Genomic DNA, 19,234 nt, shown 5'->3' on the forward strand with positions numbered 1-19,234 from the left:
GAAAGGCTTTGCGCTCATTCCAACACCTCGATCGTGTGGTTCTGGTTCGTGTAGATGCACAGGTCGCCGGCGATTTCCAGCGACTTCTTGACGATCTCGGCGGCGCCCATTTCGGTGTGGGCCAGCAGCGCGCGGGCGGCGGCCTGGGCATAGGCGCCGCCGGAGCCGATGGTGACCAGGCCCAGCTCGGGCTCCAGCACGTCGCCATTGCCGGTGATGATCAGCGAGGCATCGCGGTCGGCCACGGCCAGCATGGCTTCGAGGTTGCGCAGGACCTTGTCGGTGCGCCAGTCGCGCGTCAACTCGATGGCCGCGCGCACCAGGTGGCCGGAGTGCTTCTCCAGTTTTGACTCGAAACGCTCGAACAGCGTGAAGGCATCCGCCGTGGCGCCGGCAAACCCGGCCAGCACCTTGTCGTGATGCAGCCGGCGCACTTTGCGCGCACTCGCCTTGACGACGATGTGCCCCAGCGTGACCTGACCGTCACCGCCCAGCGCAACCTGCCATTCACCGGCCGCCGTGCGCCGCCTCACGCTGATGATCGTGGTGCCGTGGTATGAGTCCATGGATTGTTTTGGAAGCGAAAACGTGGGTTAGCTGAGGGCGCCGACCTTGGAATGCAAGCCGCCATGCAAGTTCTCAGACAGGGAATGCGAAACCGACAGCAAGCTGGATCAGCGCGGAGCGCAGGCAGCGCCGGGCCGCCCCAAGCGGCCTGCGCAACCCGCCCGGCGGGTGGTTTCGCGTACTTGCGAAACCGGGTGCACCAGATCAGGCTTGTCTAAGCTGGGCGTAGGCGTGCTCGACGATGCCCATCGCGCCAAACATCAAGGCCACCAGGCGATGGACTTCGGTGAAGCGCACGTTGCGGCCTTCGGCGCGCTTGGCAATGACCCAGTTCAGCAGGTCACCAGCGGCAATGAAGTCGACCCGGATCAGCAGTGCGCAGGAGATGTGCACCATGCGCGCGGTGCCCAGCCGGTTGTCCAGCATGCCCAGCAGCGGGCCGATGTCGCCTGACAGCTGACCTGAGAGTTCCAGCGAGGTCACGCTGTAGCCGGTCTTGCCTTCGGTGGCGCCCTGGATGGTGGTGATGGGTTCACTGAGCACCGACATCGGCGCCGACTGGGTGTTGGCCGACGAGCTGCCGACGCGGGCCGAGCAGCGCGTGGGCTCCCAGCTGGGCGGCGACACTTCGTAGGTCACGCAGTAGTCGATCGCCACTTCGTCGAACTGGTCCGGCCGGTTGACCATGCGCAGCGCTTCCAGCCGCGTCATCCAGTAGGCCGGATCGGCATCGCGCACGCCCACGGGCGCGGCGTCCTGCAGCGTCATGAACAGGCGGTCGGACGACAGCCAGCGCATTTCCAGCACCTGCCGGGCCCAGCCTTGCATCAGGCGGTACAGCCGCGCTGCAGCATCGGGGTCGATCTTCTGCAGCTGGGTCCAGTCCAGCACCCATGGCAGAGGCAGTTGCAGGGTTTGCGAGTTCAGCTGGGTGACCGCGTCCACATCCAGGTGGGGCGGGCAGACCCAGGCCACCTCGGCGCCGGTGCTGGCGGTGGCCGGCGCCTGGCTGGCGGCTTCGGCCACCAGCTTGGGCAGCGAAAACCACTGCGGCGACGAGCGCTGGAAGCGCTGCAGGTAGTCATTGGCCAACGCGTCGAAGCTGGCCTGCTGGCCGGTGGCGCGGAACAGGTCGAACAGCACCAGCCAGGTGTCGTTGTGGTTCTGCCGTGCGCCGCCAGCAGCGGTAAGTTGCACCAGTGCGCGTTCGCAGAGGGCGAAGTCGGCATTGGCAAAGGCGATCACGGCTTCGTCGAGCTCGTGGTCGTGGGTGATTTCCTGCACCTCGACCAGACCCGTGTCGATGGCCCCGCTGGCAGCCGCCGCGGCGGCCGGCTCGGGCGCCTTGCCCAGGCCAACGGATTGCTGCAGCACCGGTGGGCTGTTGATCAGGCCGGTCATCGGTGGCGCGGCCATCAGGCGGCTGGCGGCCGAAGCCGCCGGGCGGGCGCTGGCGGCGGGCGCGGCAACGCCTGTTGCGGCAGGCGGCGCCGCCACCGGGGGCGCGACGCGGAATTCCAGCCGTTCGGGCAGCAGCGACATCGGCCGGGTCGGCTCCATCGGCATGTCGCCCGAGCCCGGCACAGGCACCGTGGTCTGGTTCTCGATCGGCGTGGTCAGCGTGGGCGGCATGGTCACGCCGCGCGGCAGCCGGGCCGAGCCGCTGCTGCCGACCATCTGCTTCTCGATCGCGTCGATCTTGGCCTTCATGCCCGGGTCAGGAGCGCCGGGCAGGTGCGTGGGCCGCACGTCGGAGTCGTCCAGCCGGGAGCTGGCACCCAGGGCGCTGGCCTGCTCGGGGCTCAGGCCTTCGCGGCGGATGCGGCGCAGCATGTCGAGCTCGCGCTTGCGCACGAAGTCGTTGCGCCGCTTGCGCTCGATCATGGCCTTCAGCTCGGCCTTTTCGACGTCGGCGAACTGGCTGGCCCCGGCATCGGTGGGCAGACCCATCAGGTCGCGCGCCGGTGAAGACACCATCTTCACCATGCGGCGCAGCACGCCACCGTTGTCGTTACTGCTGGCCATCGTGCGGTTTGCCCGGCTGAAGGATCACGCGAGGGGAAGGGGCGACTCTGGGAAAGCGCGAGTGCCGGCTCAGTCGCCGAACATTTTCTGCTTGAGTTCGCGGCGCTGCTGCGCTTCGAGCGACAGCGTGGCCGTCGGGCGGGCCAGCAGGCGGCCCAGGCCGATCGGCTCGCCGGTCTCGTCGCAGAAGCCGTAGTCGCCGGCATCGATGCGGCCGATGGACTGCGAGATCTTCTTCAGCAGCTTGCGTTCGCGGTCGCGGGTGCGCAGCTCCAGCGCATGCTCTTCCTCGATCGTCGCCCGGTCGGCCGGGTCCGGCACGATGGAGGTGTCTTCGCGCAGGTGCTCGGTGGTTTCGCCGGCATTCGACAGCAGCGCGTCTTTCTGCTCCTGCAGCTTGGCCCGGAAGAACTCCAGCTGCTTCTCGTTCATGTACTCGGCTTCCGGCATGGCCATCAGCTCGGCTTCGGTCAGGTCGCGGCCGGCCTTGGTTTTCCAGGCGTTGGCCAGCTTGGGGTCTGCTTTGGCGGCAGGCTTCACAGCATTCATGGGTTCAGGATAGGGTTTAGCCGAAGGCTTGGGAGGAGAAAAGCGCTCAGCAAAACTGGCGGTGGAACTGACCGGACCGCTGCCACTGCGTGGGCGGCTGATGGTGGACACCGGCGGGCTCACCGCGGTCTTCACCGGCGCGGGTTTGTCGGCACTCTTGTCAGCGCTCTTGCTGGCAGCGCTTTTGGCGGCTGCTGGCTTCTTGGCGGATTCCGCATCGGACGCCAGACTGGAATCGGAAGTCTTGGCCGGGGTCTTGCTCACGGTCGGTCTCCTCACCACAACGCACGTGAAAGGGCGGTTATACCCCGCGGTAGCGCTTGATTGTGGTGCACATGCCACGTCGCGGGCCGGGTCGGGGCGCGCGGATTGTAGCCACGCGGTCTGAGTTCACGGTAAGACCTTTTTCCACTGCGTTCAAGCAGCGGCCATGTGTTGGCAGAACTGCTGGCGGCTTGGCCGCGGAGGGCCTCAGGCAACACAGCCTTCCAGGCCTTGCAGCAGGATTTCCTTGGGCAAGTCGATGCCGATGAACACCATCTTGCTGACCTTGGCTTCGCCCGGCGCCCACTTCGGGCCCAGGTCGCTGCCCATCAACTGGTGCACGCCCTGGAAGATGACCTTGCGCTCGCTGCCCTTGACGTTCAGCACGCCCTTGTAGCGCAGCATCTTCGGCCCGTAGACCTGCACGATGGCGCCCAGGAAGTCTTCCAGCTTGGTGGGCGACAGCGGCTTGGTGGCGCGGAAGACAAAGGACTTCACGTCGTCGTCATGCTGGTGGTGGTGCGGGTGGTCGCAGTGCTCGCCGTGTTCGTGGTCATGGTGGTCATGACCGTGGTGATCGTGGGCATGGTCATGGCCGCCGTCGTTCAGGAACTCCGGGTCGATGTCCAGCTTGGCGTTCAGGTTGAAACCCTTCAGGTCGAACACGCTGGCCAGTGGCACCTCGCCGAAGTGCACGCGCTGCTGCGGTGCCCGCGGATTCATGTGCTTCAAGCGGTGGGCCAGCGCGTCGGCCGAGGCTTCGTCGACCAGGTCGGTCTTGCTGATGAAGATCTGGTCGGCAAAGCCCACCTGGCGCTGGGCTTCGACGCGGTCGTTGAGCTGCTGGTCGGCGTGCTTGGCGTCCACCAGCGTCAGGATGGAATCCAGCTGGTAGCTCTCGGCGACCTCGTCGTCCATGAAAAACGTCTGGGCGACCGGGCCCGGGTCGGCCAGGCCGGTGGTTTCGATCACCACGCGCTCGAAATCCAGCTCACCTTTGCGGCGGCGTGCTGCCAGGTCGGCCAGCGTGGTGCGCAAGTCTTCGCGGATGGTGCAGCAGACGCAGCCGTTGTTCATCTGGATCACCTGCTCCTTGGTCTCGGTGACCAGGATGTCGGTGTCGATGTTTTCCTCGCCGAACTCGTTTTCGATCACGGCAATCTTCTGGCCGTGGGCTTCCGTCAGCACGCGCTTGAGCAAGGTGGTCTTGCCAGAGCCGAGGAAGCCGGTGAGGATGGTGGCGGGGATCAGGGACATGGCGGCGCTTCTGTAGGTGAAGGGTTTCGATCGCGGAGGTTCTGGCGGAGCAGGGCTCCGGATCGGCGTCACTTGGGGGTCAGGCGGGCATTTTCAATGCCCAGAAAGATTGCCCGTTTCTTGCTTGGCAAACCTTGCCCAGCGCGGGGGGCGGACTCTGAGGCCTGGCCCCGGCGCTGTCAAGCCGAACGCGCGCCGCTGCCCTGCGGCTGAAAAACGAATCGAGTATTCTCCCGCTTCCTCCACTGCCGGCACCCCTTGTGTCCGAACCCCAGTCTTCTCGGCCCTCGCGGCCGGGTCATGCCGCTGCCGGCGCCGCCCAGCGCGCCGGCTCCGAAAGCGGTGGCCGCAGCTTGTTCGAGCGCGTGGTCGAATTCCTCTCTCCTGGTCCGGATTCCAGGGCCGAACTGATCGAAACCCTGGCCAGCGCCGAGCAGCGCGAGCTGATCGAGCCGCAGTCGCGGGCGATGCTGGAAGGCGTGCTGCGCCTGGCCGACATGGCTGCCGGGGACGCCATGGTGGCCGCCCCGCGCATGGACGTGCTGGACATCGGCATGAGCTACGAGACCTTGCTGGCCGAGGTCATCGCCACCGGGCACTCGCGCTTCCCGGTCACCGAGGGCGGGCGCGACAACATCATCGGCATCCTGCTGAGCAAGGACCTGCTCAAGCTGCAGCGGGCGCCCGAGCTGAACCTGCGCACCTTGCTGCGCCCGGCGATCTTCGTGCCGGAGTCCAAGAGCCTGAACGAGCTGCTGCGCGACTTCCGCTCCAACCGCAACCACCTGGCCATCGTGATCGACGAGTTCGGCACCACGGCCGGGCTGATCACGATCGAGGACGTGCTGGAAGTCATCGTCGGCCAGATCGAGGACGAGTTCGACGATGCCGACGCGCCCAGTGGCGTCTATACCCTGGCCGACGGCAGCTACCGCGTGGCCGGCGACGCCGAGATCGCCGCCGTCAACGAAGCCCTGGTGCTGACGCTGCCGGAGCAGGATTTCGACACCATCGGTGGCCTGATCGCCCATGAACTGGGCCACGTGCCGCGGCGCGGCGAGACGGTGATGACCCACGGCCTGAGCTTCAGCGTGATGCTGACCCGCGGCGGCGCGGTGCGCTGGTTCAAGGTGCGGCGCGCGCCGAACGGCGTCATCGCCGAAGACGCCGCGTGAAGCTGGGCTGGCTGGCCGCGCCTGCCTGGCGCCTGGGGCTGCCGATGCTGGCCGCGGGGGCACTGCAGGTCGCCTCGTTTGCGCCGCTGGGCTGGTGGTGGCTGCAGCCGCTGTGCCTGGCCTTGCTGGCCGGCACGGTGCAGCGCGCCACGCCGCGTCGCGCCGCCTGGGCCGGCTGGTGCTACGGCCTGGGCTGGCTGGTGGCGGGCCTTTGGTGGCTCTACATCAGCATGCACGACTTCGGCGGCATGCCGATGCCGCTGGCCGCGCTTGCCGTGCTGCTGCTGGCCGGGCTGCTGTCGCTCTACCTCGCGCTGGCGATGGCCGCGGCTGCGTGGCTGGGGCGTGGGCACTCGCCGCTGTTGCGCGGCCTGGTGTTCGCCGCCTGCTGGCTGATGGCCGAACTGGCGCGGGCCCAGTTGCTCACCGGCTTCCCGTGGATCGCCTCGGGCTATGCCCACAGCGAGGGCTTGCTGGCGCCGCTGGCGCCGTGGGTGGGTGTCTACGGCATGGGTGCGGTGGCGGCCTTGCTGGCGGCGGCACTGGCCGGGCTGGTCATGGCGCCGCGCCGCGCGCCGGCCTTGCTGGGCGTGGCGCTGCTGCTGCCGGTGTTCGGCTGGCTGGCGCCCAAGGAATTCACCGAGCCGGCCGGCGAGTTGAAGGTCAGCCTGCTGCAACCCAACGTGCCGCAGGACATCAAGTTCGACCCGGCCCGCTTTGGCGAGAACATGGCGGCGCTGCAGGCGCAGTTGCTGGGCGCGACAGGCCAGCTCGTCGTCACGCCCGAATCGGTGCTGCCGGTGCCGCGGGCCGACCTGGACCCGGCCTACTGGGCTTCGCTGGTGCAGCCGTTTTCGCAGGGCGAACGCGCCGCCTTGATCGGCACCTTCCTCGGTGACGCGCAGGAGGGCTACGTCAATTCGATGGCCGGCGTCTCGGCCCGGCAACTGGCCAGCGGTGGTTTCTACGGCTATGGCAAGCGGCATTTGCTGCCGTTTGGCGAATTCATCCCGCCGGGTTTCGGCTGGTTCGTCGAGCTGATGCAGATCCCGCTGGGCGACCAGGCGCATGGCACCAACGAAGCGGTGTTCGAGGTCGGTGGCCAGCGCGTGCGGCCTTTGATCTGCTACGAAGACCTGTTTGGCGAGGACTTCGCCGGCAGCGCGGTCGGCCCGCAGTCGGCGACGATGTTCGTCAACGCCAGCAACCTGGCCTGGTTCGGCAAGCACATGATGCAGGAACAGCACCTGCAGTTCTCGCAGCTGCGGGCAATGGAGTTCCAGCGCCCGCTGGTGCGCGCGACCAACACCGGCATGACGGCCGCCATCGACCACCACGGCGTGGTCACGCAGGCGCTGCAGCCCTGGACCACCGGCGTGCTGGACGTGACGGTGCAGGGCCGCCAGGGCGACACGCCTTATGCGCGCTGGCTGTCCCGCTTGGGGTTGTGGCCGCTGTGGGTGCTCGTCGCCGCCGTGCTGATGGCGGCCCGGCTGATGCCGCGGCGGGAGGGCACATCCCCCACTCGCGCCTCTGCAGCCGACACTTAGAATCGATCCTCCTGACGCCGTCCTGCGGCTCCTAGGCTTGGCCATGTGCAGCGGTGCGCGTGGCCGCCGCTTCCTGCGCCCACCATGCTCAGCTTCCAGCAACTCATTCTTCGCCTCCAGGACTACTGGGGCCAGCAAGGCTGTGCCTTGCTGCAGCCCTACGACATGGAGGTCGGCGCCGGCACCAGCCACACCGCCACCTTCCTGCGCGCGCTCGGCCCAGAGCCGTGGAAGGCCGCCTACGTGCAGCCCAGCCGCCGGCCCAAGGACGGCCGCTACGGCAACAACCCGAACCGCCTGCAGCACTACTACCAGTTCCAGGTTGTGCTCAAGCCCGCACCGGCCAACATCCTGGAGCTGTACCTGGGCTCGCTCGAAGCGCTGGGCTTCGACCTGAAGAAAAACGACGTGCGCTTCGTCGAGGACGATTGGGAAAACCCGACGCTGGGCGCCTGGGGCCTGGGCTGGGAGGTCTGGCTCAACGGCATGGAAGTGACCCAGTTCACCTACTTCCAGCAGGTCGGCGGCATCGACTGCAAACCCATCACCGGCGAGATCACCTACGGGTTGGAGCGGCTGGCGATGTACCTGCAGGGCGTCGAAAACGTCTATGACCTCGTGTACACGGATGGCCTGAAATATGGCGACGTGTTCCTGCAGAACGAGGTCGAGCAGTCGACCTACAACTTCGAGCACAGCAACGTCGAGTTCCTGCTGACGGCCTTTGGCGCGCACGAGGGCAATGCCCAGCAGCTGATCGCCGCGCAGCTGGCGCTGCCGGCCTATGAGCAGGTGCTGAAGGCCGCGCACACCTTCAACCTGCTGGACGCGCGTGGCGCGATCAGCGTGACCGAACGCGCCGCCTACATCGGCCGCATCCGCAACCTGGCGCGCGCCGTCGCCGCGGGCTACCTGGACAGCCGCGCCCGCCTGGGCTTCCCGATGGCACCGAAGGCCTGGGCCGAAGAGGTGCAGGCCCAACTGGTGGCCAAGGCCGAAGCGGAAGCCAGGAAAAACGATTCGAAGAAGGCGGCTTGAGCACCATGACCACCCAGAACCTGCTCGTCGAACTCTTCGTCGAAGAATTGCCGCCCAAGGCGCTGAAGAAACTCGGCCAATCCTTTGCCGGCACGCTGGCCGAAAGCCTGAAGGTGCAAGGCCTGGCCGGGGCCACCAGCGTGGCCACCGCGTATGCCTCGCCGCGCCGGCTGGCGCTGCATCTGACCGACGTTGGCACCAAGGCGGCAGACAAGCCGGTGCAGCACAAGCTGATGCCGGTCGCCGTGGCGTTGACGGCCACCGGTGAAGCCACGCCTGCGCTGCTGAAAAAGCTGCTCGGCCTGGGCCTCACGGCTGACGTGGTGCCGCAGCTGCAGCGCCGCGTGGACGGCAAGGCGGAAACCCTGTTCCTGGACGCCGTGGCCCCCGGCGTGCCGCTGGAAGAAGGCCTGCAGAAGGCGCTGGACGAAGCGCTGGCCAAGCTGCCGATCCCCAAGGTCATGACCTACCAGCTGGCCGATGGCTGGAGCGACGTCAAGTTCGTGCGCCCGGCTCACGGCCTCGTGGCGCTGCATGGCGAACAGCTCCTGAAGCTGTATGCGCTTGGCCTCACGGCCGGCCGCGAGACCCAAGGCCACCGTTTCGAGGCGGCCGTCAGCCCGGTGGTGCTGCAGAACGCCGACAGCTACGCCACGCAGCTGCGCGAGCAGGGCGCGGTGATCGCCAGCTTCGACGAGCGGCGCGACGAGATCCGCCGCCAGCTGGACGCTGCGGCCGCCAAGCTGGGCCTCAAACCCATCGAGGACGACGCGCTGCTGGACGAAGTGACCGCACTGGTCGAGCGGCCCAACGTGCTGACCTGCCAGTTCGAGGCCGAGTATCTGGCCGTGCCGCAGGAATGCCTGATCCTGACGATGAAGGCCAACCAGAAGTACTTCCCGCTGCTCGACGGCCACGGCAAGCTGACGAACCACTTCCTGCTGGTCAGCAACATCAGCCCGGAAGACGCCAGCGCGGTGATTGGCGGCAATGAGCGCGTGGTGCGCCCGCGCCTGGCTGACGCCAAGTTCTTCTTCGACCAGGATCGCAAGAAGACGCTGGCCTCGCGCGTGCCGGGTCTGGCCAAGGTGGTCTACCACGGCAAGCTCGGCACGCAAGGCGAGCGCAGCGAGCGCGTGGCCCGCATTGCGCACGAGATCGTGCAGCAGCTGCGCATGGCCGTGTACCCGTACACCGTGCTGGCCAAGGATGAGCTGGACATGCTCGAACACAAGGCCCACGAAGCCGCGCTGCTGGCCAAGACCGACCTGCTGACCGACATGGTCGGCGAGTTCCCCGAGCTGCAAGGCATCATGGGCGGCTACTACGCCCGGGCCGAAGGCCTGCGCGACGGCGTGGCCATCGCCATCGAGGACCACTACAAGCCGCGTTTTGCCGGCGACGCGCTGCCGCGCAACCACACCGGCACCGTGCTGGCGCTGGCCGACAAGCTGGAGACGCTGATCGGCCTGTTCGGCATCGGCCAGCTGCCCACCGGCGACAAGGATCCGTTTGCACTGCGCCGCCATGCGCTGGGCGTGATCCGGCTGCTGATCGAGAAGAACCTGTCGCTGGAACTGCCGGCGCTGGTCAAGGCTGCGGTGCCGGTGTTTGGTGAGCTGATCCAGGACCCGAGTGCCGCGCTGACCACCTTCCTGGCCGACCGCCTGGCCGTGGGCCTGCGCGACCAGGGCTACAGCGCGCAGGAAGTCGACGCCGTGCTGGCGCTGGCGCCGGCGCGCCTGGGCGACGTGCCGCGCCGGCTCGAAGCGGTGCGTGCGTTTGCCGCGCTGCCCGAAGCGGCTTCGCTGGCCGCTGCCAACAAGCGCGTGGGCAACATCCTGAAGAAGGTCGAAGGCACGCTGCCGACAGAGGTCTCGGCCGAGCTGCTGAAGGAGCCGGCCGAGCAGGCGCTGGCCGCCACGCTGGCCGAGCTGGGCCCCAAGGCCGATGCGTTGTTCGAAGCGCACGACTACGCCGCCAGCCTGCAGGCGCTGGCCGGGCTGAAGGCGCCGGTGGATGCGTTTTTCGATGACGTGATGGTCAACGCCGAAGATGTGGCGCTGCGCAACAACCGCCTGGCGCTGCTGGGCCGGCTGCACGCGGCCATGAACCGCGTGGCCGACCTGTCGCGCCTGGCGAGCTGAGAGCACCATGCAGGCGCCCAAGCTCATCATCATCGGCCGCGACGGCATCCTCAATCGCTTCCGCGAGGACCACGTCAAGGAACCGGACGAATGGGAGCCGATTCCCGGCGCGCTGGAAGCGGTGGCGCAGCTCAACCATGCCGGCTGGCACGTGGTGCTGGCGACCAACCAGTCCGGCATCGGCCGCGGGCTGGTCGACATGGCCTCGGTCAATGCGGTGCACCAGCACATGATGAAGCTGCTGATGGCCAAGGGCGGCCGCATCGACGCGGTCTTCTTCTGCCCGCACACGCCCGAAGAGGCCTGCGACTGCCGCAAGCCGCTGCCGGGCATGATGCACGACATTGCGCTGCGCTACGGCGTGGACCTGAAGCTGGTGCCCATGGTGGCCGACACGCCGCGCGACCTCGAAGCCGCGCGCGCGGCGGGCTGCCCGCCGCACCTGGTGCGCAGTGGCCGCGCCACGCTGGTCACCGAACAGGAACTGGCGCAGTGGATGGCCGCGGTGCCCACGACCGAAGTGCACGACGACCTGGCTTCGTTCGCGCGCTGGCTGCTGGCGAAAGAGGCGGCCCAAAAGCTGCTCAACCCTGCCGGCACGCACGGCCACCGGGCACCTGCCGCGGGGCTGAAACCCGTGTCCGGCCCCGCGGCCTGAAGCCGTTGGCCGGCAGGCTGCCGGCCGCGCTCGACAACACCACAAGAACCCGCAAGGCAGGAGCCTGAAAGCACATGCAACGTCTGGGATGGATGATTCGATCGGCCCTGTTTTTCCTCTGGATGACCGTCACGGTGATGCCCTGGGCGCTGGCCGTGGTGCTGGTCTCGGTGGTGATGAAGGGCACGCCGCTGTACTGGATGTGCGCCGGCTGGCTCAGCACGGCCATCTGGGGCGCCAAGGTGATCTGCGGCGTGAAGTACCGCATCACCGGCATGGAACATGTGCCGACCGCAGCCGACAGCAAGGCGGCGGTGATCCTGGCACCCAAGCACCAGTCGACCTGGGAGACCTTTGCCTTCCCGGCGATCATGCCGCACCCGCTGTGCTACGTGTTCAAGCGCGAGCTGCTGTGGATTCCGTTTTTCGGCTGGGCCATCGGCAGCCTGGACATGATCCACATCGACCGCAGCAAGCGCAACCAGGCCTGGAGCAAAGTGGCCGAGCAGGGCCAGCAGCACATGGCCAAGGGCAACTGGGTCATCATGTTCCCGGAAGGCACCCGCTCGGCGCGTGGCGAGAAGGGCGACTACAAGACCGGCGCCTCACGGCTGGCCATCACCGCGGGCGTGCCCGTCGTGCCCATCGCCGTCAGTTCGGCCAAGTGCTGGCCGCGCAAGAGCTTCCTGCTGCGGCCCGGCATGATCGACGTGTCCATCGGCCCACCCATCCCCTCCGTTGGCCGCAAGCCCGACGAGCTGATGCGCGAAGTCGAGGCCTGGATCGAGGCCGAAATGCGGCGCATCGATCCCGAAGCCTACGCCGGCCGTTGAGTCACTAGAATCCGCGCTCATGGCCTCTAGCCGTGATGCCGCTCCGCCGCGCCAGATGTCCTTGTTCGACCTGATCGACGCGGCGTTCCCGTCGCTGACCGGCGCGTTCACCGCGCCTTCGACCCCGGCACCCGTCGCGCGGTCCCAGCCGCCAGCTGCCCAGCCCCCGGCGCCCGCGCCGGCCCCCGGTCCTCGGCCGTTTGATTACACCCACGCCAAGGCGGACCGCGAGATCCGGCTGGGCGACTGCCGCGTCGGCTACCTGCTGCGCCGTGCACGCCGCAAGTCCATCGGTTTTTCCATCGGGCCGGACGGGCTGGCCGTCAGCGCGCCGCGCTGGGTCGGCATTGGCGACATCGAGCAGGCGCTGCGCGACAAGTCTGGCTGGATCCTGCGCAAGCTGGCCGAGCAGCGCGAGCGTGGCCGCCGGCTTGAGGCCGCGCGCATCGAGTGGCATGACGGCACCAGCCTGCCTTACCTCGGCGAGACCCTGATCGTCGTGCTGGACCCGCGCGCCACCGGCGCCCGCCTGAACAGCGACGCCCAGGCCCTGCCCGGCGTGCCGCGGCTCACGCTGCACCTGGGCCTGCCGCAAAGCGCCACGCCCGAGCAGATCCGCGACACGGTGCAGGCCTGGCTGCAGCGCGAGGCCCGCAAGCTGTTCGAGGCCCGCTGTGCCCACTTCGCGCAGCGCCTGGGCGTGCGGGTCACGCGCATGCGGCTGTCGTCTGCCCAGACGCGCTGGGGCAGTGCGTCGGCCGATGGCTCGATCCGCCTGAACTGGCGGCTGATGCACTTCGGCCTGTCGGTGATCGACTATGTGGTGGCGCACGAACTGGCCCACCTGCGCGAGATGAACCACAGCCCCGCCTTCTGGGAGGTGGTGCGTTCGGTCATCCCGGACCTGGAAGAGCGCAAGGCGCAGCTGCGCTCGCCTGTGGTGCCGCTGCTGGACTGAATCACTGCCCCGCGGCAGGGTCGCGTGCCCGCTCCAGCCGGTAGGCGAACTGCGCGCGGGTCAAGCCCAGCCGGCGCGCCGCTGCTGCCAGGTTGCCGTGTTCCGCCTCGGCGGCCTCGTTGAGCAGCCGCCGCTCCAGTGCTTCGAGTGAAAACGGGTCGCCGCCAGCACCGCCGCCGGTGCTGCCATTGAGCGCGCCGCTGAGCAGCGCCAGCAGGGGCCGGGGTTCGCTGCCGTCCTTGGCCGTGGTCAGCGTGCCATGTGCGCCGATGGCCAGCAGCGCCTCATCGCTGAGCTGTTCGCGGCGGAACATGTGGGCCACGTCGATGGCCGCGCCGTCCTCGGCCGAGATCACGCCACGCTCGATCAGGTTCTGCAGCTCGCGGATGTTGCCGGGAAACGCGTAGTGCAGCATCGCGCGCACGGCGCGCGGCGTGAAGCCGGTGGGGTGGCGGCCGTGGCGCTCGGCTTCGCGGCGCAGGAAGTGGTTCATCAGCAGCGGCACGTCGTCGCGCCGCTCGCGCAGCGGCGGCAGGTGGATCGGGTAGACGTTCAGCCGGTAGTAGAGGTCCTCGCGAAAACGCCCGCCCCGCACTTCCGCCTGCAGGTCCACATTGGTGGCCGCCACCACGCGCACGTCCACGCGCAAGGTGCGGGTGCCACCCACCCGTTCCACCTCGCCCTCCTGCAGCGCGCGCAGCAGCTTGCCCTGGCTGACCAGGCTCAGCGTGCCGACCTCATCGAGGAACAGGGTGCCGCCGTCGGCGCGCTCGAAACGGCCGGGGCGGGATTGGCTGGCGCCGGTGAAGGCGCCGCGCTCGACCCCGAACAGCTCGCTCTCGATCAGGGTTTCAGGGATGGCGGCACAGTTCACCGCGACAAACGGTTGCTCGGCGCGCGCGCTGATGCGGTGCAACCGGCGTGCAAAAACCTCCTTGCCGACACCCGACTCGCCGGTGAACAAGACCGTGGCGCGGGTGGCGGCCACGCGGGCGAGCTGGTGGCAGGCCGAGTTGAAGGCCGAAGACGCGCCGACGATCTGGTGGCGGTCGTCGCTGGTGGCTGCGGCCGGCGCGTGGCTGGCCATCATGTCGGCCAGCGGGCGCGTCTCGTCGGCCGAGCCGGCCTGTGCCGCGCCCAGCCGGCGGAAGTCCTTGGCCTCCAGGTAGCGCAAGTCTTCGCTGATGTCGCCCCAGGCGGCGGCATGGCGGCCCACCACGCGGCAAGCGCTGGCGCCCATCGAGCGGCATTCGATCTCGCGGAAGATCACCAGTTGGCCGAACAGGCTGGTGACGTAGCCGGTGGCGTAGCCGACCTGGGACCAGCAGGCCGGCTCGGTGCCGATGCCGTAGGCGCTGATGTGTTCGTCGTCCTCGCTGGAATGCTCCCAGAGGAATTCGCCTTCGTAGGTGCCGCCGTCGATGTCGAAGGCGAAGCTCAGCGGCGTGACCTTGACCGCGCCTTCCAGCGCATGCAGCCGGGTGCCGGCCATGAAGACATTGGCGGCTTCGCCCTGCGGCCAGCGCTCGCGCACCAGCTGAGCGTCGCGGGCGCCGGCCACGTAGCCCGCGCGGGTCAGCAGGCCGCGCGTGCGTTCCGTGCCCAGCGTGTCGATCAACTCGCGCCGCATGTGGCCCATGGCCGAGCTGTGCATCAGCAGCATGCGCTGGTCGTTCAGCCAGATCCGGCCATCGCCGGGCGAGAAGAACAGCGACTCGGTCAGGTCGGCCAGCGTGGGCGTCTGGGCGTCGACGTAGTGGCCGCTGTCGCCGCGCCGCAGCATCGCACCGGTTTGCCGGGCCACTTCGGCGAGGGAAATGCGCGGGGGCTTGGCCATACTTTGTCTGTTCATCAAATCGTCAATTCCGCGGGTTGCGGCGGTTCGAAATTGTTTTCAATTCATAAACATTCAGCCTCCGGCAAAACCCTTTGACGCGACGCAATAACGGGTATCAGGGTAAGTGCCTGGTTTGGCAATGATTTCACTCTGAAAACAAAGCGCGGCAGGCTCGCCATGCCGGCGGGCAGCTGCCGCCGCGCCGGTCCATGGCACAGGCGTTGCACTTTGGGCCTTGAGCGAGCAGCGCCTCGCCTGCATCAGCCAACCCTCAGGAAGCCCTGCCTCATGACGACGACTTCTCTCCTTCAACCCGCGCCGTGGCGTGAGCACGTGTTCAGCGGCGGCTGGCGCGAGGCCTCGGCGGCGGCCGACGTGGTGGAGCCGGCCACCGGCGAAACCCTGGTCCGTGCCGGCCTGGCTTTGCCTGGCGACGTGGCCACAGCGGCACAGGCCGCCGCGGCTGCCCAGCGGTCCTGGGCCGCGATGGCGCCGCGTGAGCGTGCGGCCGTGTTCCACCGGGCCGCAGCGCTGTTCCAGCAGCATTTTGATGAGTTGGCCCTCTACGTGACCCGTGAAACCGGTGGCATCCTGCCCAAGGGCCAGCACGAAGTGCGGGAGGCGGTGGCCTTCTGCCAGGTTGCCGCGGCGATGCCGCTGCAGGCCCAGGGCCAGGTGCTGCCCGGCACGCCGGGCCGCCTCAGCCTGGCGCGGCGAGTGCCGCACGGCGTGATCGGCGTGATCTCGCCGTTCAACTTCCCTTTGGTCCTGACGCTGCGCGTGGTGGCACCGGCGCTGGCCGCGGGCAATGCGGTGATCATCAAGCCGGACCCGCGCACGCCGGTCAGCGGCGGCTTCCTGATCGCCCGCATCTTCGAGTTGGCCGGGCTGCCGGCCGACCTGCTGCATGTGCTGCCGGGCGGAGCCGAGGTGGGTGAAGCGCTGGTGACCGATCCGCAGGTGGCGATGATCTCTTTCACCGGCTCGGTCGGCGTGGGCCGCCACATCGGCCAACTGGCCGGGCAGCACCTGAAGAAGGTGTCGCTGGAATTGGGCGGCAGCAATTCGCTGATCGTGCTGGACGACGCCGACCTGGACATCGCCGCCAGCAACATTGCCTGGGGCGCGTGGCTGCACCAGGGCCAGATCTGCATGGCCAGCAACCGGGTGCTGGTGCATGCCGCGATCGCGCCTGCGATTGCGGAGCGCCTGGTGGCCAAGGCCAGGCACTTGCCGGTGGGCAATGGCGCCACCGGCCAGGTCGCCATCGGCCCGCTGATCGATGCTCGCCAGCGCGACCGGGTGCATGCCGCCGTGATGGCCAGCGTGCAGGCCGGCGCTCAGTTGCTGGCCGGTGGCCACTGCGAGCAGCTGTTCTACCAGCCCACGGTGCTGGCCGGCGTGCGGCCCGGCATGCCCACCTTCGACCACGAGACGTTTGGCCCGGTGGTCAACCTGGTCAGCTTCCAGACCGACGAAGAGGCCGTGGCCCTGGCCAACCTCGGCCAGGGCGGTTTGGCGGCCGGCGTCATCTCGGCCTCGGTGGGCAGGGCCATGGCGCTGGGCCGGCAGCTGCGTGCCGGCATGGTCCACATCAACGACCAGACGGTGAACGACGACGCGGTGAACCCCTTCGGCGGCCCCGGCATCGCCGGCAATGGCAGCTCGCACGGCGGCCCCGGCGACTGGGAGCAGTTCTCCACCTGGCAATGGCTGACGGTGAAGGACGCCGCCACGCCGTTCCCGTTCTGACCCTTCTTCCAAAGACCCCAAGGAGACCGCCATGAACTTCCAAGGCAAGACCATCGTCATCACCGGCGCCAGCTCCGGCATCGGTGCCGAAACCGCCCGCTTCCTGCGCCTGAAGGGTGCCCGCGTGATCGGCATGGACCGCAATGAGCCGGCCCTCACGCTGGATGGCTTCATCAAGGCCGACCTGTCGGAGCAGGCCGCGATCGATGCGGCCTTCCGCCAGCTGCCCGAGCGTTTCGACGCGCTGTGCAACGTGGCCGGCGTGCCCGGCACCGCGCCGGTCGACCTGGTGGCGCGCGTCAACTACCTGGGCCTGCGCCACCTCTGCGGCCTGGCGCTGGCGCGGCTGCCGGCCGGCGGCGCCATCGTCAACATCGCCTCCATCCTCGGCGCCGAATGGCCGGCACGGCTGGCGCAGCACAAGGCGCTGGCCGAAGCCGCCAGCTTCGAGGCCGGCCTGGCCTTCCTGGCCCGGCATCCGGTGCCGCAGGAAAGCTGCTACCAGTACTTCAAGGAAGCGCTGATCGTCTGGAGCGCCGTGCAGTCGCAGCCCTGGTTCCTGAGCAGGGGAGTGCGCATGAACTGCGTCGCCCCCGGGCCGGTGATGACGCCCATCCTCGGCGATTTTGTGCAGATGCTGGGCGAGGCGCGGGTGCAGAAAGACGCGCACCGGATGAAGCGCCCGGCCCTGGCCGACGAGGTCGCGCCGGTGGTGGCCTTCCTCTGCGCCGACGCATCGCGCTGGGTCAGCGGCGTCAACCTGCCGGTGGATGGCGGCCTCGCCTCGACCTACCTCTGATCCCAGGCCAGGGACGGAACAAGGCCGGCGCGCCTGCGCCCGTCCGAAACAAGCGGCGCACCAGAAGCCGTTCGACTCAAAACCACGGAGACTCCCATGCAACCTACCCGCCGCGTGATCGCGGTGGCGGCCGCGCTCGCGCTGCCCGCTGCCAGCCACGCTTTCCAGATCGACATGCCAGCCGACAGCGAGCTCAAGCTGCGCCTGGACCTGACGCCCAAATACAGCGCCGGCTACCGGCTGAAAGACCCCTCGGCTGCGCTGACGCGGCTCGACGTGGCGGCCGACCCGGGCACCGTCAACGAAGACGATGGCGACCACAATTTCAACAAAGGCCTGATCTCCAGCCGCTGGGACTTGCTCGGCGAGCTGGACTTGACCGGGCCGAACTACGGCATGCGGCTGTCGGGCAACGCCTGGCACGACAGCGTCTACCTGCGCCGCAGCGGCTACGACGGCAGCCCGATCTACGCTGGCGGCGTGCCCGTCGGCGCCAGCACCTCGACCTCGAACAACTTCAGCGACCAGGCTGCCAACGAGTTCCTGCCCGACACGGTGCGCCAGCACGGCCGCGGCAGCGAGCTGTTGGACGCCTTCGTCTATGTCAAGGGCGACCTCGACGGCATGAAGGGCACGCTGCGCCTGGGCAAGCACACGCTGCAGTGGGGCGAGAGCCTGTTCTTCGGCCAGAACGGCATTGCCAACGCGCAAGGACCCGTCGATGTCGCGAAGATCGTCTCGGTGCCCGGCTGGCAGTTCAAGGAAGTGCTGCTGCCGGTGGAGCAGGTCTCGGGCTCGCTGCAGGTCGCTGAAGGGCTGTCGCTCGGCGCGTACTACCAGTTCAAGTGGCGGCCGAGCAAGATCCCCGGCGTCGGCAGCTACTTCTCGAACCAGGACTACGTGGGCACCGGCATCGTCAACTTCGGCGCAGGCGGCAACCTGGCTTACGACGAGTCCAGGGACCTGAAACCCAAGGACTCGGGGCAGGGCGGTGTGCAGGTGCGCTGGAGCCCGACCGGCAGCGATTTCGAGTTTGGTGTCTACGCGGCGCAATACCACGACAAGACGCCGGAGGTGCCGGTGTTCGACTTCGTCAACGGCAACGTGCACCTGGCCTATGCGAGCGACATCCGCACCTTCGGCGCGAGCGTGACCTCGTCCGTCGGCCAGCTGAACTGGGCGCTCGAAGGCTCGATGCGCACCAACGCGCCGCTGACCAGCGACCCGGCGGTGCTTGGCCTCGGGCCGATCCTCACCTGCGGCAACTCCGACGACGACCCGTGCTATGCCGTGGGCCGCACCGGGCACCTGCAGCTCTCGGGCATCTACGTGCTGCAGCCGAATGGCCTGTGGCAGGGCGGGGCGCTGGTGGGCGAGCTGGCCTACAACCGCACGCTCAAGGTGACGAAGGACATCTTCGCGCCCTATGCGGGCTCGGGCCTCGGCGGCGCCGATCCGAACACGACCAAGGGCGCGTTCGCCTACCGCATGATCTTCGAGCCGCAGTACTTCCAGGTGCTGCCGGGCCTCGACCTGTCGGTCCCGGTGAGCGTGGGCTACAACTTCGGCGGCCGCTCTTCGGCGATCTTCAACTTCGCGGGCGGCGCCTCGAACGCGGGCGACTACAGCATCGGCCTGAAGGGCAAGTACCAGAACGCCTGGAACGTGGCCCTGACCTACACCGACTACTTCGGCACGGCCAAGACCTTCACCGAGACCATGGTGGCGGGCTCGGGCACGCCGCGGCAACTCACCTTCGGCCAGACGCTCAAGGACCGCGCCTACGTGGCCTTCAGCGTCTCGCGCACCTTCTGAACCGGAGTCT

The 19,234-nt window shown here is 68.3% G+C and carries 15 protein-coding genes; 10 read left to right on the plus strand and 5 right to left on the minus strand.

Annotation, left to right across the window (positions count from 1 at the left end):
* Window positions 1–14: 14 nt before the first annotated feature.
* The 4 genes from hslV to ACAH41_RS08845 form a co-directional block, all read right to left on the minus strand.
* Window positions 15–566, minus strand: a complete 552-nt coding sequence (hslV, locus tag ACAH41_RS08830; protein ID WP_325655856.1) for an ATP-dependent protease subunit HslV — start codon at window positions 564–566, stop codon at window positions 15–17.
* Between the two features lie 205 nt (window positions 567–771).
* Window positions 772–2,592 (minus strand): STAS domain-containing protein, encoded by a 1,821-nt coding sequence (locus ACAH41_RS08835; RefSeq protein WP_325655857.1) that lies wholly within the window; start codon window positions 2,590–2,592, stop codon window positions 772–774.
* Window positions 2,593–2,661: 69 nt separating this feature from the next.
* Window positions 2,662–3,405 (minus strand): RNA polymerase-binding protein DksA, encoded by a 744-nt coding sequence (dksA, locus tag ACAH41_RS08840; RefSeq protein ID WP_370538259.1) that lies wholly within the window; start codon window positions 3,403–3,405, stop codon window positions 2,662–2,664.
* Between the two features lie 207 nt (window positions 3,406–3,612).
* On the minus strand, window positions 3,613–4,662 hold the full coding sequence (locus ACAH41_RS08845; protein WP_141290148.1) for a GTP-binding protein: 1,050 nt from the start codon (window positions 4,660–4,662) through the stop codon (window positions 3,613–3,615).
* 260 nt (window positions 4,663–4,922) lie between these two features.
* Between ACAH41_RS08845 and ACAH41_RS08850 the strand changes: the two genes are divergently transcribed.
* The 7 genes from ACAH41_RS08850 to ACAH41_RS08880 all read left to right on the plus strand — a co-directional run bounded on the left by ACAH41_RS08850 (window position 4,923) and on the right by ACAH41_RS08880 (window position 13,021).
* Window positions 4,923–5,837, plus strand: coding sequence for an HlyC/CorC family transporter (locus ACAH41_RS08850; RefSeq protein WP_370538260.1), 915 nt, complete (start codon window positions 4,923–4,925; stop codon window positions 5,835–5,837).
* Complete coding sequence (gene lnt / locus ACAH41_RS08855; RefSeq protein WP_325655858.1) at window positions 5,834–7,387, plus strand: apolipoprotein N-acyltransferase; 1,554 nt, start codon at window positions 5,834–5,836, stop codon at window positions 7,385–7,387. The genes ACAH41_RS08850 and lnt overlap by 4 nt, the downstream gene beginning before the upstream one ends.
* Window positions 7,388–7,471: 84 nt before the next feature.
* Window positions 7,472–8,425 (plus strand): glycine--tRNA ligase subunit alpha, encoded by a 954-nt coding sequence (gene glyQ, locus ACAH41_RS08860; RefSeq protein WP_370538261.1) that lies wholly within the window; start codon window positions 7,472–7,474, stop codon window positions 8,423–8,425.
* 5 nt (window positions 8,426–8,430) lie between these two features.
* Window positions 8,431–10,572 carry a glycine--tRNA ligase subunit beta gene (gene glyS, locus ACAH41_RS08865; protein ID WP_325655660.1) on the plus strand — a complete coding sequence of 714 codons (2,142 nt, stop codon included), beginning with the start codon at window positions 8,431–8,433 and terminating at the stop codon, window positions 10,570–10,572.
* A gap of 7 nt (window positions 10,573–10,579) precedes the next feature.
* Window positions 10,580–11,230: a D-glycero-beta-D-manno-heptose 1,7-bisphosphate 7-phosphatase gene (gmhB, locus tag ACAH41_RS08870; RefSeq protein ID WP_325655651.1), complete on the plus strand. Its 651-nt coding sequence runs from the start codon at window positions 10,580–10,582 to the stop codon at window positions 11,228–11,230.
* Between the two features lie 74 nt (window positions 11,231–11,304).
* Window positions 11,305–12,063, plus strand: coding sequence for a lysophospholipid acyltransferase family protein (locus ACAH41_RS08875; protein ID WP_325655650.1), 759 nt, complete (start codon window positions 11,305–11,307; stop codon window positions 12,061–12,063).
* A 19-nt stretch (window positions 12,064–12,082) separates the two neighbouring features.
* Window positions 12,083–13,021, plus strand: coding sequence for a SprT family zinc-dependent metalloprotease (locus ACAH41_RS08880; RefSeq protein WP_325655649.1), 939 nt, complete (start codon window positions 12,083–12,085; stop codon window positions 13,019–13,021).
* Window position 13,022: 1 nt separating this feature from the next.
* Here ACAH41_RS08880 and ACAH41_RS08885 read toward each other — a convergent pair whose 3' ends face one another.
* Entirely contained in the window at window positions 13,023–14,858 is a 1,836-nt protein-coding gene (locus ACAH41_RS08885) for a sigma-54-dependent Fis family transcriptional regulator (protein WP_325655659.1), read from the minus strand.
* A 288-nt stretch (window positions 14,859–15,146) separates the two neighbouring features.
* Here ACAH41_RS08885 and ACAH41_RS08890 point away from each other — a divergent pair, with 288 nt between their 5' ends.
* From ACAH41_RS08890 to ACAH41_RS08900, 3 genes are all read left to right on the plus strand, one after another.
* Window positions 15,147–16,610 carry a benzaldehyde dehydrogenase gene (locus tag ACAH41_RS08890; RefSeq protein ID WP_325655648.1) on the plus strand — a complete coding sequence of 488 codons (1,464 nt, stop codon included), beginning with the start codon at window positions 15,147–15,149 and terminating at the stop codon, window positions 16,608–16,610.
* Between the two features lie 31 nt (window positions 16,611–16,641).
* Window positions 16,642–17,409: a coniferyl-alcohol dehydrogenase gene (locus ACAH41_RS08895; RefSeq protein WP_325655647.1), complete on the plus strand. Its 768-nt coding sequence runs from the start codon at window positions 16,642–16,644 to the stop codon at window positions 17,407–17,409.
* 96 nt (window positions 17,410–17,505) lie between these two features.
* Entirely contained in the window at window positions 17,506–19,224 is a 1,719-nt protein-coding gene (locus ACAH41_RS08900) for a DUF1302 domain-containing protein (RefSeq protein WP_325655646.1), read from the plus strand.
* Window positions 19,225–19,234: the final 10 nt, after the last annotated feature.

This window comes from Ideonella sp., from assembly GCF_041287625.1.
In the GTDB taxonomy this organism is placed as follows: domain Bacteria; phylum Pseudomonadota; class Gammaproteobacteria; order Burkholderiales; family Burkholderiaceae_C; genus Ideonella.

Excerpts from the sequence above, each read along its gene's own strand:
- hslV (WP_325655856.1), bottom strand. The coding sequence starts at position 566 with ATGGACTCATACCACGGCACCACGATCATCAGCGTGAGGCGGCGCACG.
- glyQ (WP_370538261.1), top strand. The coding sequence starts at position 7,472 with ATGCTCAGCTTCCAGCAACTCATTCTTCGCCTCCAGGACTACTGGGGC.
- ACAH41_RS08885 (WP_325655659.1), bottom strand. The coding sequence starts at position 14,858 with ATGGCCAAGCCCCCGCGCATTTCCCTCGCCGAAGTGGCCCGGCAAACC.
- ACAH41_RS08895 (WP_325655647.1), top strand. The coding sequence starts at position 16,642 with ATGAACTTCCAAGGCAAGACCATCGTCATCACCGGCGCCAGCTCCGGC.
- ACAH41_RS08875 (WP_325655650.1), top strand. The coding sequence starts at position 11,305 with ATGCAACGTCTGGGATGGATGATTCGATCGGCCCTGTTTTTCCTCTGG.
- ACAH41_RS08835 (WP_325655857.1), bottom strand. The coding sequence starts at position 2,592 with ATGGCCAGCAGTAACGACAACGGTGGCGTGCTGCGCCGCATGGTGAAG.
- ACAH41_RS08900 (WP_325655646.1), top strand. The coding sequence starts at position 17,506 with ATGCAACCTACCCGCCGCGTGATCGCGGTGGCGGCCGCGCTCGCGCTG.
- glyS (WP_325655660.1), top strand. The coding sequence starts at position 8,431 with ATGACCACCCAGAACCTGCTCGTCGAACTCTTCGTCGAAGAATTGCCG.
- gmhB (WP_325655651.1), top strand. The coding sequence starts at position 10,580 with ATGCAGGCGCCCAAGCTCATCATCATCGGCCGCGACGGCATCCTCAAT.
- ACAH41_RS08890 (WP_325655648.1), top strand. The coding sequence starts at position 15,147 with ATGACGACGACTTCTCTCCTTCAACCCGCGCCGTGGCGTGAGCACGTG.
- ACAH41_RS08880 (WP_325655649.1), top strand. The coding sequence starts at position 12,083 with ATGGCCTCTAGCCGTGATGCCGCTCCGCCGCGCCAGATGTCCTTGTTC.
- ACAH41_RS08845 (WP_141290148.1), bottom strand. The coding sequence starts at position 4,662 with ATGTCCCTGATCCCCGCCACCATCCTCACCGGCTTCCTCGGCTCTGGC.